Origin of the sequence: Erysipelothrix sp. HDW6A (genome assembly GCF_011400295.1) — a bacterium.
Taxonomy (GTDB): Bacteria; Bacillota_I; Bacilli_A; order Erysipelotrichales; family Erysipelotrichaceae; genus Erysipelothrix.
Map to the genome: position 1 here is coordinate 994,850 of NZ_CP049859.1, position 16,102 is coordinate 1,010,951.

The window sequence follows — 16,102 nt, forward strand, 5'->3', positions numbered from 1 at the left end:
AATGACTAAATTTCAATATTATGTACAACGACTTAAGCGAATGAAGTTTAAGAAATATTACAGTGCAGCACAAGAAGCTCATCGTGCCAGTGGAAAAAACACAATCCTATTGATGATTGATATGATGATGTGTTCTTTTCAATATTCTATTGGATATACAGAATATAATGAATTTGAATTCTATTCTATTGGTAAAGAGAAGCGTCAAACATTTCTTAATATTTCCAACTCTATCTTGATATCAAAAACTTACAATGATCAAGACTTACTTTATAAAGTTGAAGATAAAGGTGAGTTTACAAAGAATTTCAAAGATTTCATAGGTCGTGATGTCCTCTATTTGGATGCTTCAAGTTTTGAGGATTTCGAAGCGTTTATGAATAAACATCGCAAGGTTATGGCGAAAGTTGTGAACTCAGAAGCGGGTAGAGGTGTAGAAATGATCGACATGGATCAAGAAACACGTTCTCTATCAGAAATCTATCAAGCTTGTAAAGATAAGAATCAAAGCCTTGTTGAGTCCTATTTTATTCAACATGAAGATTTATCAGCTTTATCACCAACTTCTGTTAATACTATGCGAGTGATTACCTTCCTTGGTGATGATGGTGATGTTCATTTCTTAGCATTTGTCTTAAAGCTCGGTAATGGTGGTACCATGGATAACTTTGATCAAGGCGGTATGTATAGTGTGTTATCTGATGATGGAGTGGTCTTGTATCCGTTCATGGATAAGTTCCGTAACCGATTTACAGTTCATCCACTCACAAAACAAGAACTCATTGGCTTCAAGATACCATTATTTGAAGAAGTTAAAGAGATGCTTCGTAAAGCGGCTCATGTTGTTCCTGAAGTGCGATACATTGGATGGGATGTGGCGATTGGTCAAAATGGACCAGCTATTATTGAAGCAAATCCTCATACAGGGGTATTCCAAGCTCCACCAAGTATGACTGAAAATCAAGAAGGATTACTTCCAAAGTACAAAAAATATATTAAATTCTAAAAAAGAAGCCTAAGTTCATAATTGAAACTTAGGCTTTAACTTTAGTTCATTCAATTGTCTTCAAAGCGAGGATTAGATCTGTAACATCTCTTTTGTAACAGGTTTTGATCATTGTATCAAAGTCATCTCCAACGGCATTCCATAACGGTGTGTTCGTTGTATAATAATCATTAACACTTGCTATTGTTTTTGATTTTACAAGATACTTCTTCGTGCTTCCATCTGCTAATTGGTACGTAATAATATCACCGACCTGAGCATCGTATACTATTTTACCAGCACCATAATCATGACCAAAGTAAATATCCATTCGATGTCCTGCATAAACAACATTTCTCCATAATCCAAGAGAGTTTGGATTATGGTCAATATATGACTGGGCAAGCTGTGTTTTTAACTCTAACTGCTTGAAGTGATATTCTCTTCCGTGGAGAATTAATGCTTGTTGTGGTTTTGGAACTTCAGCTTTTGGTGTTTCTACCGGTTCGTTATTTACAACAGGTTTTTGTTCAGGAGCAGTTTGTGGTTTTGGTTTAACACTTGGCTCTTGCTTCACAAACTCTTTTGGAGCTTCTTCTTGTACTGGTTTCTCTTCTTGAACAGGTTTTATCACTTCTTTTGGCTTCTCTTCGCTAGGAGCATTCTTTTCAGTTGTAGAGTCGTTTAATTGATTTTCTTTAACGGCTTTGTCCTCCTCGATTCGATCCTGTTCTATAGCGATACGATCATCTTCAAAAAAGTGATTAACAGTGTTTTTATACTCAGTTGTGTGAGTGAAATCTTGAGAGATTTCATTCGAATTAATGAAATTGCGTACATCAAAACCAATCATTGCGCTAAATGCGATGATTAGCACAATTAACTTCTTCATATGGCCCCCCTGATGAAGTAAGCCATCCCTAACTTACTTCATATTATAAGTAAGGTTATTGTATCGATATTAAAGACAATATTCAATTTATATAATCTAAACGGTTAGAATATTATTAAAAAAAGAAGATTCTTAACAAATGTGGAAAAGGTGACGATTAATTTGGTAAAGATAGTAGGATTTAAATCAAGAAAGCGAATATTTCACATTGTTTCAATTGTGTAATTTCTGTGTTAATTTTATTTCACATTACTAATAATATTTAGTGTTAGAATGTAACTAGTATTTTACTGTAATGGAGGAAAAATATGGTGAATATTGCTACGGCTCAAGTAACCTTAGGAGATATCCGATTCAATGTTATTCTCGGTGGATTCGGTATGTTCTTATTAGGTATTAAGTTCTTGGGTGACGGATTCAAGGATGCAGCTGGTCCGAAAATTAGGGATTATATCGAAAAATATACTGGAAACATCTTCTCAGCTATTATTGTGGGGACAATTATCACTGCGTTAATGCAATCTAGTACTGCAGCTACTGTTATTTCTATTAGTTTAGTTCGTGCTGGTCTTATGAAGCTTGAACAAGCTATTGGTATTTCTGTAGGTGCTAACTTAGGTACTACAGTTACTGCTTTAATGACAGGACTTGATATTGAAGAGCTAGGTTTCTATTTTGCTTTCGCTGGAGCAATGTTGCTCATGTTCGCAAAACGAAGTATCTGGCAAGATATTGGTAAGATAGTCTTTGGTTTTGGTATTGTCTTTGTGGGTCTACAGCTCATGAGTGATCAATTAATTCTCTTATCTGATTTACCTGAATTTGAACAATTCATGGTGTATATGTCACAAAACCCTTGGTTAGCACTCTTGGCTGGTACACTTGCCACGGCAGTCATCAACTCGTCAATGGCCGTTATTGTTCTGGTACAAACGATTTATGGTGCAGGTGGTATGTCAATGATTGCTGCTTCTGCATTCGTCTTTGGATCAAACGTAGGTACAACACTTACAGCGGTTCTTGCTTCTGTGGGTGGATCTGTATCAACACGTCGTGCTGGTTGGTTCCATGCTTTATATAACGTCTTAGGTGCTGTAGTTATGATGCCATTCATAACTCAATACTCAAACTTTATTATTTGGTTGAATGATATATTCCAAGGAACGCCAGAGATGGCAGTTGGTATTAACCACTTTGTATTTAACTTTGTATGGGTTGTAGGAATTATTCCATTCATTCCATTATGTATTCGTATTCTTAAAATTATCATTCCTGGTGAAGATCGTATTAAAGAGCGTGAGAAAATTGAACCTCTTGATTACAATCTTATTGAAAGCTATCCAGAAGGGGCATTGGCGCTTGCTAAACGTGCAATCGACAATATGTCAGACTTAGTTCTTGAATCATTACAAACCTCAAGAAACTACCTGCAATCACGTGATGAAGAAGATTATGATGTGATAATGCAATTGGAAGAAATGATAAATGACATTGATTTCCAAACTACTAAGTATTTACTTGCGATTGCTAATTCCAACAACAATTCCATGAGTCTTGCAGAAGATTTCTCAATTGGACTTGAAACAGTAAAGAACTTGGAACGTATTGCTGACCTTACTACAAATACAGCTGAGTACTTCCAAACTATCTTCGATAATAGAGAATCATTCTCTCAAGAAGCTCTTGATGATTTGGATACAATGTATGCACTTGTTATTGATATGTTAGAACGTTCAATTTATATGTTTGTTAAAGAAGATGTATCAGGATATGAGAAATTAGCTCAAGACGAAGAATATCTAGATCTAATTGATCATAAATACCGTGAGAAACACTTCCGTAGAATGGCAGACGGTATCTGTGATACTAAGTATGCAAGTTCACTCTATGTTGACTTATTAAGTATTTTAGAACGTATAGGAGATCATGCTGCAAACATCGCTGATTATGCACACGGGGGTTTGCTACGCGTTGGTACCCAAGTAAAAGAAAGTTAAAACATCGAGTCTCTCGCTTCTGATAAAGAAGGAGTGACTCTTTTTTATTCGTGACTTTTTACCGTAAATTAGCTAATATAGATACTAGGAGGTTTATTATGAAAATATATTTTGCAAGTCCGCTTTTCTCAAATATGGAACGAATTTATAATGCTGATGTCGTATCACGCATTCGTAATCAATACCCAGATATCGAGGTGTACTTACCTCAGGAACAGGGAGATATTAATGACAAATCATCTTATGCAGATTCAGTAATGATTGCAAAGCTTGATACGCAGGAATTATTATCTTCAGACTTACTGATTGCAGTACTTGATGGTATTACTGTTGATGCTGGTGTAGCTTCTGAGATTGGAGTCGCTTATCAAGCAGGTATTCCTGTGCTAGGTTTATATACTGACTCACGTCAAGAAGGTTATGATAATAAAGAGAAAATTGAAGCACTAAGTGAATTAGCTGAGTCTCAATTTTCATATGTGAACCTTTATACTGTTGGGTTGATTAAACTAAATGGTTACCTCACGAATTCTGAAGAAGACTTGATTAATCGCATTGTTGATTATAAATAGGGTGTACTATGAAAGAACATGTTCTTAAGTTAATGCCTGGAGATGATTTCATTCTTCAACTTGATCATTACTGTAAAAAGTATGAAATTGAAGCTGCTTATATCGGCACTGTTGTTGGTAGTTTGCAGAAAGTAAGTTTTAGAAAAGGATACAATCAAGTTCTCTCTGTTATGGATGGGCCTTTTGAAGTAGTATCATGTGTTGGAACGCTTTCTCGAAATGGAATGCATATTCATCTTTCAGTGAGTGATAATGAGTTTAAAGTCCACGGTGGTCATGTCTTAAAAGGATGTACTGTTCAATCGACATTAGAAGTCGTAATCATTGAATTAGAGAATCATCAGCTGTCTCGTACTAAAGGAGAATTTACTGATTTTAAGGAACTTATTATTTCAGAAATCGGCAACTAAAAAGCTGTCAAAATTATCTTGATTCCAAAGTACAGGTATAATACAATATACCTGTGTCTTGCCGGTTTAACTCAGTTGGTAGAGTAACTCATTCGTAATGAGTAAGCCGTAGGTTCGACTCCTATAACCGGCACCATATGTAAAATCAGACCTCACCATGTGTGAGGTTTTTTATTATGTAATGGAGTGTAATAATTAGAACCTTGAAGATTAATTTGCTTAGACAACTAAAATAGCAGTAAGACTTTGTGAATGTTTTCTTTACTATTGTATATACATATGGTAATATTTGTGATGTGACATATTTATCACATGTGAGAGGTGTGTTTATGAATAATAATATTAAAAAGTTAAGAGAGGAGTTGAACCTGAGCCAAAAAACATTAGCTGACACAGTGGGTGTGTGTAGAGAAACAATCTGTAAATTAGAAGCAGGTAAGTACAATCCATCCTTACGCTTAGCACATAACATTTCAAGAGCTTTGGGAGTTTGTATCGAAACAGTGTTTGAATTCGAAGATTAAATTTTAGGAGACGTCATATGAGGGATAGAGCGGTTAAGAAATTTACTTTGTATTATTTTTTGAGTCAGTTTATGTTTGCGATTGCGTTGGTACAGCGTATACCATATCTAAGCAGTCTTGGTTATGATCCTAATGAGCGGGCAATTATGTTGTCATCACTTGCTTTACTTAGCATTGTTGGGCAAATAACTTTTGGATATATTAGTGATAAACATCGTAAGATAAAACGATACATCTTATTTGCACTTACTAGTTTTGCAGTCTTATCATTTTTTGTGTTTAGCGTTGATGACAAGATATTTATATATCATTTTATCTTTGTAGTGCTTTCTGGGTCAATGCAGACGGTGATTAGTGATTTGAATGATAGTTGGGCGATGCAAAGCGAGGATGTTGTTAAAGAGAACTTTAGTTTTATTAAAGGCTTTCAATCCTTTGGTTATGCTTTTGGTGCTCTTGTTGGTTCTGCGATAATTAGTTCCTTTGGTTATCGATCCTTTGCGAGTGTTATTTTAGTACTTGGTATTGTGATATTCTATTTAGCATCGCGGATTCCAGATAAAGTACAATCTACAAGTACCACTACTTTAACTGTTAGAGATATCACGCAACTACTAAAGTCGAAACAATATCTCATCGCAATCGTGTTGTTTATTTCGTATTATACAATTACTCAGATACATGCAATATCAATAGCTGAGAAGATTCTGTTTCTTGGCGGTAATGAGCGTCATATTGCTTATAGAGTTATTATTGCCGTTGGATTGGAAGGGTTTGGATATGTAATCTGTAATAAGTTGTATAGTCGCTTAGGTCCCTTTAAAATGCTTACAATCGCATCAATAGGATACATAAGTATGTATGTATTGTTTATCATTGCCAAGACGCCAACACAGATGATAATCTTTGCTTCGCTTCAAATAGCAAGTGTGCCGTTTTATATCGTATCCATGAGAAACCTAATGTTTGAGATTTCTCCGGATAACTTAAAGGCATCTGGACAATTGTTTATGACAGCAATCTTTACAGGAGTATCGGGTACGTTAACGCCATTGATTGTAGGTGGCTTAGTAACGCAGTTTAGTTATGATGCACCGCTCTATCTGGCAGTAGTTCTTGCAATCTTTACGATTGTTATGACGTATGTTATGAAGTTAACGATGAATGATAAGCAATTAGATTAGGAGTAAGTGATGTCAGAACATTTTAAACTAAAAGCAGCTGTAATGGCTATGGTATTTAGAGAAGAATTAGATAGTAAAGAGATTCTTTTACAAAAAAGACAGAACACAGGATTTAGGGATGGGTACTGGGATTTTGCATCATCAGGTCATCTTGAAGAAGGTGAGTCCTTAACACAAGCGATGACACGAGAAATAAAGGAAGAGATTGGTATTGGTGTTAAAGAAGATAAGCTTGGGTTTTGTCATCTAACCCATCTTACAGAAACAGAAATAGATATAAATTATATAAATTGTTATTTCATTGTTAATGAATATCAAGGAGTGCCACAAATTATGGAACCACATAAATGTAGTGATTTAGAGTGGTTCAATCTTGACTCACTACCGGATACAATGATTCCAAGTAGAAGGCGTGTCTTAGAACAAGTTCTAAATAAATCGTATTATAGTGAAGACGGATTTAAGTGAAATTGGTTTTTAGCTTTGATTATACAATTTTCTTTGATATAATATACTAGAAATTAAAAGGAGATTAACATGGAAGGTCTAGAACTATTAAGTTTTCAAATGATTTCGTTTAACGGATCAGCACGTTCATGCTTCGTAGAAGCAATTACTGCTGCTAAAGAAGGAGACTTCGAACGCGCAGAAGAATTGATGAAAGAGGGAGAGGAACAATTTGTAGAGGGACATAAAGTTCATGCTCAATTGATCCAAGAAGAAGCTCAAACAGGCGGTACAGCTGTTAACTTATTGTTAATTCATGCTGAAGACCAAATGATGAGTGCTGAAGTCTTAAAAATCATTGCTGCAGAGCTTATTGATATTCACAAACGAATTCAATAAGAGCTACAGCTCTTTTTTTATCATAGAAAGGATAAATGTTTATGCAAAGTTTTAATGCTGCAATAATTTGGATAGCACGTTTTGCAATCATCGCTTTGTTTATGTTCATGGGATTGAAATATAATCGTGCTAAGAAGTTAGATAATACGATTAAGTTTCATTTTAACCTACGTTCATGGGTAGAAATCATAATCGTAGTCGGCTTGGACTTATTCTTCATTGCATATCCAGTCACTGCATCGTCAGAACCAATCTTATTGATTGCTGGTATAGTTGGATTAACTTTGACTTATATGCATACACGTCGCTACATCGCTATTGGGAAGAAAGTTATCTTTATTATGGAAGCTTCATTTCATATTCGTGATATAAGTAGAGTCAAATATGAAAAAGGTAAAATGACATTTCTTATCAAGAATGTACCATTTCACCTGCGTTTTCCACTAATAGATATGGACTATCTTGAAGAACGTGTTTCAGGTAAACGCAAAATCAAGAATTAGTGTCTAAATGTTAACGCTTTCTTCTAGACACTGAAATCTTTTGTGTTATAATATTCATGTATCTAGGAGGGTATTATGAGAAAAATTATTTTATTATGTTCAGCAGGTATGTCAACAAGTATTCTTGTTAACAAGATGAAAGATGCAGCTGCTGCTCAAAACTACGAAGTAGAAATTTCAGCTCACTCAGTAAGTGAAGCTTCACGTGTGGCAGCAGATGCTGACATCGTATTATTAGGACCACAAGTTCGTTTTAACTTAGGAACTGTACAAAAACAACTTCCTAACAAACCAATCGAAGTTATCGATATGCGTGCATACGGTACAATGAATGGTGAAGCAGTTATTGCTGAAGTTAAAAAAGTATTAGGTGACGAATAATAAACAAATGTTAGGAAACTAACATTTTTTATTTCAAAGGAGAACATTATGAAACCAACAATCGTATATTGGACAGGATCAGGAAATACTCAAATGATAGCAGATGCAATCTTAGAGGCAGTAGAATCTCTTGGATATCAAGCTGAAAATCACTATGTAAGTGATATTACAGCCGATGATGTAAAGGATGCTGACTTTTTCTATTTAGGTTGCCCTGCAATGTCAGGTGAAGATGTCGAAGAATATGAATTCAGACCATTTTTAGATGATCTAAAACCATCACTTGTAGATAAAAAAGTAGTGCTCTTTGGGTCGTATGACTGGGGAGATGGAGAATGGATGGATAACTGGACAAAGGAAATGACTGAAGCTGGAGCGAATGTAGTAGGGAAGTTTCAAATCCAATGGGAACCTAGTGACGAACAACTAGAAACAGTGAAATCAGAAGTATTAAAACAACTTTCATGAAAAGTTTTCAGAAAATATATTAATTTATGAAAATAATTGCAGAATTTCTGAAAAAGTATTGACTTGTTTCTTTTGCTGCGTATAATATAAGTATAGATCGAACATCTATATATAATACTTGTCCTCATTATGATTTGTAACTCACTCCTTACTAATATATATTTCCTCCAGAGTTACAAATTCATTCTCCTTAAAAACACACTTCCTCGTGTGTTTTTTCTTTTTCTAACGTATAATAGATATGTTAATTGAATGTAAGTGAGGGAAAACAATGAAAGTAATGTATCCTGGGTCCTTTGATCCAATAACTAACGGACATATAGATCTTATCGAACGTTGCTCCTCAACTTTTGATGAAGTTGTGGTAGCAATCATGGTTAATGAAAGTAAAAGTGGAACATTTACAAAAGAAGAACGAAAAGTAATGATTGAAGAATCAATCAAGCATCTACCAAATGTAAGTGTAAATATTGGTTCAGGTCTAACAGCGATGTATGCTAAAGAGATTGATAGTAATGTGTTAGTGCGTGGTATCCGTGCTGTCATGGACTATGAATACGAACTCCAACAAGCAACAGCTAATCGAATCTTAAACACTGACTTAGAAACATTGTTCCTTGTAGCAGATCCTAAGTATTCTCATGTATCGTCATCCGTAGCACGTGAGATTGCGAAGTATGGTGGTAGCTTAGAAGGTTTTGTACCTAGCTTTGTTGCAGAAAAACTTTATAAATACTATCAAAAAGACAAAGAAAAAAGTGTATAATATGAGAGTATGATTTTCATACTCTTTACTTTGTCCCCTTAGTAAAGTGGATATTACAAGACCCTCCTAAGGTTTAGTCACAGGTTCGATCCCTGTAGGGGACGCCAGAGCATAATATTGCCCACCTTTTGTGTGGGTTTTTCTTTTGTCCTCCAACATTTATTTTGTAAAAAAGTTAAATAATATCTAATAACATCCTTTACTAATGAATTTAAAAGCCTATATACCAAATAGTAAAAAAGTACTATTCACATTCCTTGGTTAAGTTATTTGTTTTCATAGAAGTTTGTTACCAGTTAAACTAAGATATTCTATCAATGTCTTTTATTAAACTAAAATATCTGGTATAGCAATGTCTTTCTAAGTTGATATAATAGAAACAGGAGCTGATAAAATGATAGAGTGGATAAGCAAGGATAGTTTACTTGATTTAAATGTTATTGATAATAATAAAGATTATGATGTAAATACTTCGACAATTTTTGGAAAGATAATACCTGGATCAAAAATTGGGGACATTGTGTACTCGCTAGTGCCGTCAGTCAATCAAGAAATAGGTCGATTTGTTGTGGAATCTTTAGAAGACAATAAAGCTATTTATCGTCTGCTTGAAACGGTTGAATTAAGTGAAAACATTAATGATTTACTAGGAATAAAAGGCGAAACTCAGTATACTAAACTGAATCCTGTTCAATGCCAAATCATTAGAAGGAAGTCTTTTCAAGCAAATAAGTCGTTTAGTGTAGTTCAAGCAGTGTGGATTGCTGGCGCATTACATGCGTACAATATTTTCTATTCCAAGATAAACCCCATATATAATGACTTTTTCCTAAATAGTTCAGAGATAATAAATCTTTCACAAGAATATACTGAAAACGAAGTTCATCCACCAAGGATTGGACAATGGCTCAATGGTGATCATTCTAAATCCAATCATAATATATTGCGTGCAAGACGCAGTGGAACTAAAGTAACTTATCGACTTTCGAGTGTTGGTGAATTCGTAGATAAAACGAAACCTTATGGATTAGATCTATACAAGATAGTTTCTTACAATCGTGAGTTTTTCCTTGTTAAAGAATTGATTGAATTTGTTGATAATGAATATGAAGATTTTATTATGAGGTCTAAAGAAGATGAAGGGGAACTCATCAAAGGAGAAAAAATGTTAAACAATAGTACCATTTTATATGGGCCTCCAGGAACTGGAAAAACATATAGCTCAATTCTATATGCTGTATCAGTTATCGAAAATGTGGAAATATCGAAGCTTAAATTGGAACCTTATGCTGAAGTTAAATTCAGGTATGAACAATATAAGATTAGTGAGCAAATACAATTTATTACTTTTCATCAGTCATATGGCTATGAAGAGTTTATTGAAGGTATTAGAGCTGTAGTAGATGAAACTGGAAATAATATTTCTTACATATATGAAGATGGAATATTCAAATCCTTCTGTAATAAGGCAAAAGAAAGTGATAAACCATTTGTGTTTATCATTGATGAAATTAACCGTGGTAATATTTCAAAGATATTTGGTGAGTTGATTACTCTTGTAGAGTCTACCAAACGACTTGGGCAAAAAGAAGAAATGGAAGTTATTCTACCATACACAAAAGAGAGTTTTGGTGTACCATCAAATGTTTACATAATAGGGACCATGAATACTGCAGATAGATCTATTGCTTTACTCGATACCGCTCTCCGTAGGAGGTTTGACTTTATTGAAATGCTACCTGATGAAAAAATATTTGCTGAATTGGGGATTAATATTATTGAGGTTGACGAGAAAATTCTGAAGCTTGATGAGATGTTAAAATCAATAAATCAAAGAATAGAATTGCTATTTGATCGGGAGCATACAATTGGTCATTCGTTTTTTACTAAAGTAAGGCAACAACATGCAATTGATGATTTGAGTAACATATTTAAACAGTCAATTATTCCACTTCTTCAAGAGTATTTTTATGACGATTACAGTAAAATAAGGTATATATTAGGAGATCATAGTGTGAACGATAAGAATTTACAGTTTATTGTCGAAGATGTGGTTGATGTTTCAAGAGTATTTAATCAATATATAGATTTAGATATACCGAATATTCGCTATTTAATCAATGATCAAGCTTTTGGTAATATTGACTCCTATATAAAAATTTCGAAAGGTAATTATGAACAAAACTATTGAGCTTCTCGAATATGAATATTTAACGGATAATGATTTATGCAATGAGCCAGGTTACTATGTTGTTGATTCGTCTTCTTTTAAACAATTGGAAGAATTACTAATTTCGGCGGAAGAGAGTGACTTTTCATTATTCTTTCAATTAGTCTCAAAAAGGTACGTTGGTAAAGTTATTCAGGCAAAGAACTATGTAGGTATGATTGAATTATCAAACGGTTTAAAGCTTCAGATTCTTCCTAAGCTACCTCTTGATTTCGAAGAAGAATCAAATAAACTAACGAAACAGATTTTTATGAAAATGATAAGAAGTCTAATGTCAAATACTGGAAGAGTTTCCAATATAACAAACCTTCAATCGCATAGAATGAATATCTATGAAATATACATTTTTTATTATCTGGAAGAACTTTCTGAATTAGTAAGAAGAGGACTAAGGTCTTCCTATATTAAAGAAGAAGGAAACTTAATGTACTTGAAAGGAAAACTTGACTTAGCTAGGAACATAAAAGTGAATCAATTTAGAAAGAACCAGTTTTATGTTCACTATAGTGAGTTTAATATAGATAGAGCTGAAAATAAGATAATAAAAACAGCTTTAATAAAGCTTTCAAGAATATCAAAAAACAATGAAAACCAGAAGAAAATAAAACAATTACTGATACATTTTGATGAAGTGAATATTTCTGTAAATGTTGATAATGATTTGAAGAAAATTTCGTTGGATCGAAACATTGAACACTATAGATCTGTTTTGGAATGGTCAGTAATAATTTTAAAAAACAAAAGTTTTTCAAGTTTTAGTGGAGAAGTATCAACAAGAGCGATGATGTTCCCGATGGAGATGCTGTTTGAGTCTTATGTTGCAAAACAAGTAAAACATATTTTTTCTCCAAAAGGTTATTTAGTAAAACAACAAGTGAGAGGGAATTTTCTATTTGAGTTTCCAAGAAGATTTCAGCTGAGGCCTGACATACTCATTCAAAAAAATAATCGTATAATTATTATGGATACAAAATGGAAAGCACTTAATAACGTTTCTAGTTCAAATTTTGGAGTATCTCAGGCAGATATGTATCAAATGTTTGCATATGCAAATATATTTAACTCGTCAGATGTTTTCCTTTTGTATCCCAAGACTAAAGAAATTAATAAGGAATCAATACAATATGAAACGACGGTTGATAAAAAGGTAATTTCTGTTCATATCTATTTTGTTGATGTTTCAGAAATTGTGGATAGTATTACAAACCTATACAAATATATTGAGAGGAGAATGAATAATGAGTTATCTTACGATAGAACAGTTGGCTGATAAACTAAATATGGACGAAATTGATGCGTTTAATTGGATTATTGAAAAAGAAATTGAGTACCTTGATTTAACCACTCATTTTAGAGTTCTAAATAAAAACGTTGATGATGTTTTAATGTTAGAGAATCGTTATTTAGATTATTTTTCATTACCTGTATATGAATACGAAGATGAAGAATATGGTCAAATTCATTCTATCGATTATGGCGCAGCTGGATTATCTCGTGAGAAGATAGTTGAGGGCTTGAGAAAAATAGATTTTAACGAGAAACAGATAACACTTTTAAAAAGAATGATGGAGATATATCCAGAGTTTGTTACCGATGAGGAAATAGTTGAGAGAAGTAAAACTAGTTACTCGGAGTATAAACCAAAATCTTATAGAAGTATAATAAAGAGTGTTTCAGTACAATTGATGAAACACTTCGAGATAAAAAGGATTCCCAAAGGGAGAGAAAGTGACAAGCCGTTTTATGCAGGAGTATTCTTAGAAAATAGCGAGATAGATAATTCTTTCAAGCAAAGGCTTGTACCTATAATTTATGAGTCTTTAACTATTCTGTTTCAAACGTGATTGGTTAACTTCTTACACAATTTGAAAAAAATACTAAAGCAACAAAGCGATAGCTCGATGAATTATTTATCAATGTAATTGTATAGATTAATAGTAAACTGCTTTGTAAAGGTTCCTGTCCTACACGGTGGTATTTTCTCAATACCATTGGTAAATAAACAGTTGCTATTTGTGGCTGATCTATTTATTGGTGCGTTTTTTACTGCGGTAGTTTTTCTGTACTTAAACCAAAAGAACCAGTAGATAAGGAAATTATTGAAGAAATTACAGATTTAGATATCGAATTCTCATTTAGTGAATAGTAATAACTAAGGTGGTTTGAAAAAAATAGGGATTTTTGGCGATATTTAATCGTCACTAAGTTTCCTGTTTTTTTCAAATAAATGTTGAAAATTGAAATGAAATAAACACTGCAAGTACAAGTTTCCACTATGGCTGCATATGTTTATTTGATATTATATTTATAAGATGGTCGTTGATATGAATGATGATAAGAAGAAAAAAGAAAGACGTATTTTTACTTCTCTAGAAGATGATATTGCTATCTATTTCAAAGGAGTTGCAGTAGGTGCTGTTGTTGGAATCGTTACCGGTATTCCCATCTTAGGTGTAATTTCTTTCGTTTTTACTTTTGCTGGCTTACCATTTAGCAAAAAATAAAAAAACATAAACACAACGAAGCCGAGCGTATCTTAGGAGAAAATGCTCGGCTTTAGGAATGTTTGTGATTAGTTGCAATATGTTTGTATCAATTCTAATGGTTCGTAAAAGGCAATATTTACATCTAACAAGTTACTTTTGAATTGAGTCCACAGAGCTAAAGCGATTTGCTCTGCATCTACTATACGGTTTATCGAATTGTTTATTGTACTTGTAATATACATGCTTCCTTTAGAAATTCTATCCTTCGGTAAGTGATATACTGGAAGAATTATACTTTCAAAACATGATGTAACAAAGTTGCTTAATTTCTGATCGTTACTATACTCGATAGATTTGCTGGAATAATACACTTGGTAAGCAGAATCACTGAGTGTTCTTATTACCTTAGTTATTCCTGGAACAATCTCGAGTTGATTAGTAAAGGATAAGAATATAAGAGACCACTCAGAACGCATTTGTGAAGTTATGTTGAACTCATATAGAGTACCAATCTCATCAAAGTTTAAACTAGAAATATATTTTAATTCTGAATAACTAGGTGTAATTCCCAACTGAGTCAAATATATTCTCCATGTCTCAATTACAATTTCATCAATGTTCATAAATAATGCATCAATATCAAAAATAAATGTATGAATATCTTTACAACTCTGCTTCAGTCTCTCTTGATAAAAAGATTGCGCAATTTGTATATATTGTTTACGGTCAGATGGAATATTTGACTCTTGGGCCAGTAAAAGAAGATTACTAATCTGATTTAATAGATTTTGAATTAGTATAGCTTCCAAGTCACTCACCCTTTCTAAAACGACTTTCAAGTGAATTCCATCTACAATATAATTATAACGCACATTTTTGTGATAAACTGTTACTATAACGCATAATACTATAATAAATGCGAATAAATGATTGAGCGGAGGGAATATGCACAAGAACTTAATAGTAACACCACTTGGTAAAAATCGCGAAGAGTTAATGGAAAGAGGGACACCGATTTTTCCCTGTGCGGTTTACCAAAGGAATACGAATGACTTTATAGCTGGCATCATTCCAGCTCATTGGCATCATGAATTGGAGTTTTTCTTTGTAGTGGAAGGAACTGCTATAGTTTCAATTATTGATAAGACCTTTGAACTCAAAGAGGGTGAAGGTTATTTTGTGAATGCTGATGTTATGCATGCGATAACAAGTCCTGATGTTCAAGGGTGCTTATATCAATCAACAGTTTTTAATTCTAATGTGGTATCAGGTGCACCTGGAAGTGTCTATGATGTAATGTATATTAAGCCGTTTATGAAGAGGGGACTTCCATACTACATTTTCAATCTCGGTGATCCGCTTCGTGATCTCGTATTTAAACAATTCACAACATTTTTCGAAGCAGATCGAAATAAGATTCTAAACTATGAGTTCGTAATGAGAGAGGCACTTACACAAATGATACTTACGTTAAATGTTCATAGTCATGAAGAGATTTCAAATGTGTCAACCATACAGCAACAACGTATGAAAACTATGTTGTCTTGGATTGATGAGAATTATCCACATCCTGTTACTATTCAAGATGTGGCAGATAGTGCAGGGATTAGTGTTAGAGAAAGTCAAAAGATATTCTCAAACTTAGTTCATCTTACGCCAATTCAATACATTACGCGTCGTCGAATCTCAGCGGCAGTTTATCTACTAGAGAACACAGATAATACAATTAGTGAAATATGTATTACTTGTGGCTTTGAATCCTCAAGTTATTTTACTAAGAGGTTTAAAGAAATAATCGGAGAAACACCTAAAATGTATCGTCAACAATTTCATGAAAAAAGGCTTGGATAACAAGCCT

At 33.5% G+C, this 16,102-nt stretch carries 19 protein-coding genes and 2 tRNA genes; 19 read left to right on the forward strand and 2 right to left on the reverse strand.

Annotated elements, in window-relative coordinates; translation table 11 throughout:
- Position 1 precedes the first annotated feature (1 nt).
- Positions 2-1,006 carry a sugar-transfer associated ATP-grasp domain-containing protein gene (locus tag G7059_RS05080; RefSeq protein WP_166081001.1) on the forward strand — a complete coding sequence of 335 codons (1,005 nt, stop codon included), beginning with the start codon at positions 2-4 and terminating at the stop codon, positions 1,004-1,006.
- A gap of 46 nt (positions 1,007-1,052) precedes the next feature.
- Here G7059_RS05080 and G7059_RS05085 read toward each other — a convergent pair whose 3' ends face one another.
- Positions 1,053-1,877 carry a hypothetical protein gene (locus tag G7059_RS05085; protein ID WP_166081004.1) on the reverse strand — a complete coding sequence of 275 codons (825 nt, stop codon included), beginning with the start codon at positions 1,875-1,877 and terminating at the stop codon, positions 1,053-1,055.
- Between the two features lie 308 nt (positions 1,878-2,185).
- Here G7059_RS05085 and G7059_RS05090 point away from each other — a divergent pair, with 308 nt between their 5' ends.
- The 17 genes from G7059_RS05090 (at position 2,186) to G7059_RS05170 (ending at position 14,262) form a co-directional block, all read left to right on the forward strand.
- On the forward strand, positions 2,186-3,874 hold the full coding sequence (locus tag G7059_RS05090; RefSeq protein WP_166081005.1) for a Na/Pi cotransporter family protein: 1,689 nt from the start codon (positions 2,186-2,188) through the stop codon (positions 3,872-3,874).
- A gap of 98 nt (positions 3,875-3,972) precedes the next feature.
- Entirely contained in the window at positions 3,973-4,446 is a 474-nt protein-coding gene (locus tag G7059_RS05095; RefSeq protein WP_166081006.1) for a nucleoside 2-deoxyribosyltransferase, read from the forward strand.
- 8 nt (positions 4,447-4,454) lie between these two features.
- Entirely contained in the window at positions 4,455-4,856 is a 402-nt protein-coding gene (locus tag G7059_RS05100; RefSeq protein ID WP_166081007.1) for a PPC domain-containing DNA-binding protein, read from the forward strand.
- A 60-nt stretch (positions 4,857-4,916) separates the two neighbouring features.
- Positions 4,917-4,992 (forward strand) — tRNA-Thr (locus G7059_RS05105).
- A gap of 193 nt (positions 4,993-5,185) precedes the next feature.
- Positions 5,186-5,380: a helix-turn-helix transcriptional regulator gene (locus G7059_RS05110; protein ID WP_166081008.1), complete on the forward strand. Its 195-nt coding sequence runs from the start codon at positions 5,186-5,188 to the stop codon at positions 5,378-5,380.
- Positions 5,381-5,397: 17 nt separating this feature from the next.
- Positions 5,398-6,564: an MFS transporter gene (locus G7059_RS05115; RefSeq protein WP_166081009.1), complete on the forward strand. Its 1,167-nt coding sequence runs from the start codon at positions 5,398-5,400 to the stop codon at positions 6,562-6,564.
- Between the two features lie 9 nt (positions 6,565-6,573).
- Positions 6,574-7,032 (forward strand): NUDIX domain-containing protein, encoded by a 459-nt coding sequence (locus G7059_RS05120; RefSeq protein WP_166081010.1) that lies wholly within the window; start codon positions 6,574-6,576, stop codon positions 7,030-7,032.
- Positions 7,033-7,101: 69 nt separating this feature from the next.
- Positions 7,102-7,410 carry a PTS lactose/cellobiose transporter subunit IIA gene (locus G7059_RS05125; RefSeq protein WP_166081011.1) on the forward strand — a complete coding sequence of 103 codons (309 nt, stop codon included), beginning with the start codon at positions 7,102-7,104 and terminating at the stop codon, positions 7,408-7,410.
- A gap of 41 nt (positions 7,411-7,451) precedes the next feature.
- Complete coding sequence (locus tag G7059_RS05130) at positions 7,452-7,913, forward strand: hypothetical protein (RefSeq protein WP_166081012.1); 462 nt, start codon at positions 7,452-7,454, stop codon at positions 7,911-7,913.
- A gap of 75 nt (positions 7,914-7,988) precedes the next feature.
- Entirely contained in the window at positions 7,989-8,294 is a 306-nt protein-coding gene (locus G7059_RS05135) for a PTS sugar transporter subunit IIB (RefSeq protein ID WP_166081013.1), read from the forward strand.
- Between the two features lie 48 nt (positions 8,295-8,342).
- Positions 8,343-8,762, forward strand: a complete 420-nt coding sequence (locus G7059_RS05140; protein ID WP_166081014.1) for a flavodoxin domain-containing protein — start codon at positions 8,343-8,345, stop codon at positions 8,760-8,762.
- Between the two features lie 271 nt (positions 8,763-9,033).
- Positions 9,034-9,528, forward strand: coding sequence for a pantetheine-phosphate adenylyltransferase (gene coaD / locus G7059_RS05145; protein WP_166081015.1), 495 nt, complete (start codon positions 9,034-9,036; stop codon positions 9,526-9,528).
- A 32-nt stretch (positions 9,529-9,560) separates the two neighbouring features.
- Positions 9,561-9,635: transfer RNA gene (locus G7059_RS05150), tRNA-Arg, on the forward strand.
- A 287-nt stretch (positions 9,636-9,922) separates the two neighbouring features.
- Positions 9,923-11,719: an McrB family protein gene (locus G7059_RS05155; protein WP_166081016.1), complete on the forward strand. Its 1,797-nt coding sequence runs from the start codon at positions 9,923-9,925 to the stop codon at positions 11,717-11,719.
- Complete coding sequence (locus G7059_RS05160) at positions 11,703-13,028, forward strand: McrC family protein (protein WP_166081017.1); 1,326 nt, start codon at positions 11,703-11,705, stop codon at positions 13,026-13,028. The genes G7059_RS05155 and G7059_RS05160 overlap by 17 nt, the downstream gene beginning before the upstream one ends.
- Complete coding sequence (locus G7059_RS05165) at positions 12,997-13,602, forward strand: hypothetical protein (RefSeq protein ID WP_166081018.1); 606 nt, start codon at positions 12,997-12,999, stop codon at positions 13,600-13,602. The genes G7059_RS05160 and G7059_RS05165 overlap by 32 nt, the downstream gene beginning before the upstream one ends.
- A 480-nt stretch (positions 13,603-14,082) precedes the next feature.
- Positions 14,083-14,262 (forward strand): hypothetical protein, encoded by a 180-nt coding sequence (locus G7059_RS05170; protein WP_166081020.1) that lies wholly within the window; start codon positions 14,083-14,085, stop codon positions 14,260-14,262.
- 68 nt (positions 14,263-14,330) lie between these two features.
- Here the strand turns inward: G7059_RS05170 and G7059_RS05175 are convergent, their stop codons facing one another.
- Complete coding sequence (locus G7059_RS05175; protein WP_166081021.1) at positions 14,331-15,116, reverse strand: HAD hydrolase-like protein; 786 nt, start codon at positions 15,114-15,116, stop codon at positions 14,331-14,333.
- 73 nt (positions 15,117-15,189) lie between these two features.
- Between G7059_RS05175 and G7059_RS05180 the strand changes: the two genes are divergently transcribed.
- Positions 15,190-16,095: an AraC family transcriptional regulator gene (locus tag G7059_RS05180; protein ID WP_166081022.1), complete on the forward strand. Its 906-nt coding sequence runs from the start codon at positions 15,190-15,192 to the stop codon at positions 16,093-16,095.
- The last annotated feature ends 7 nt before the right edge of the window (positions 16,096-16,102 follow it).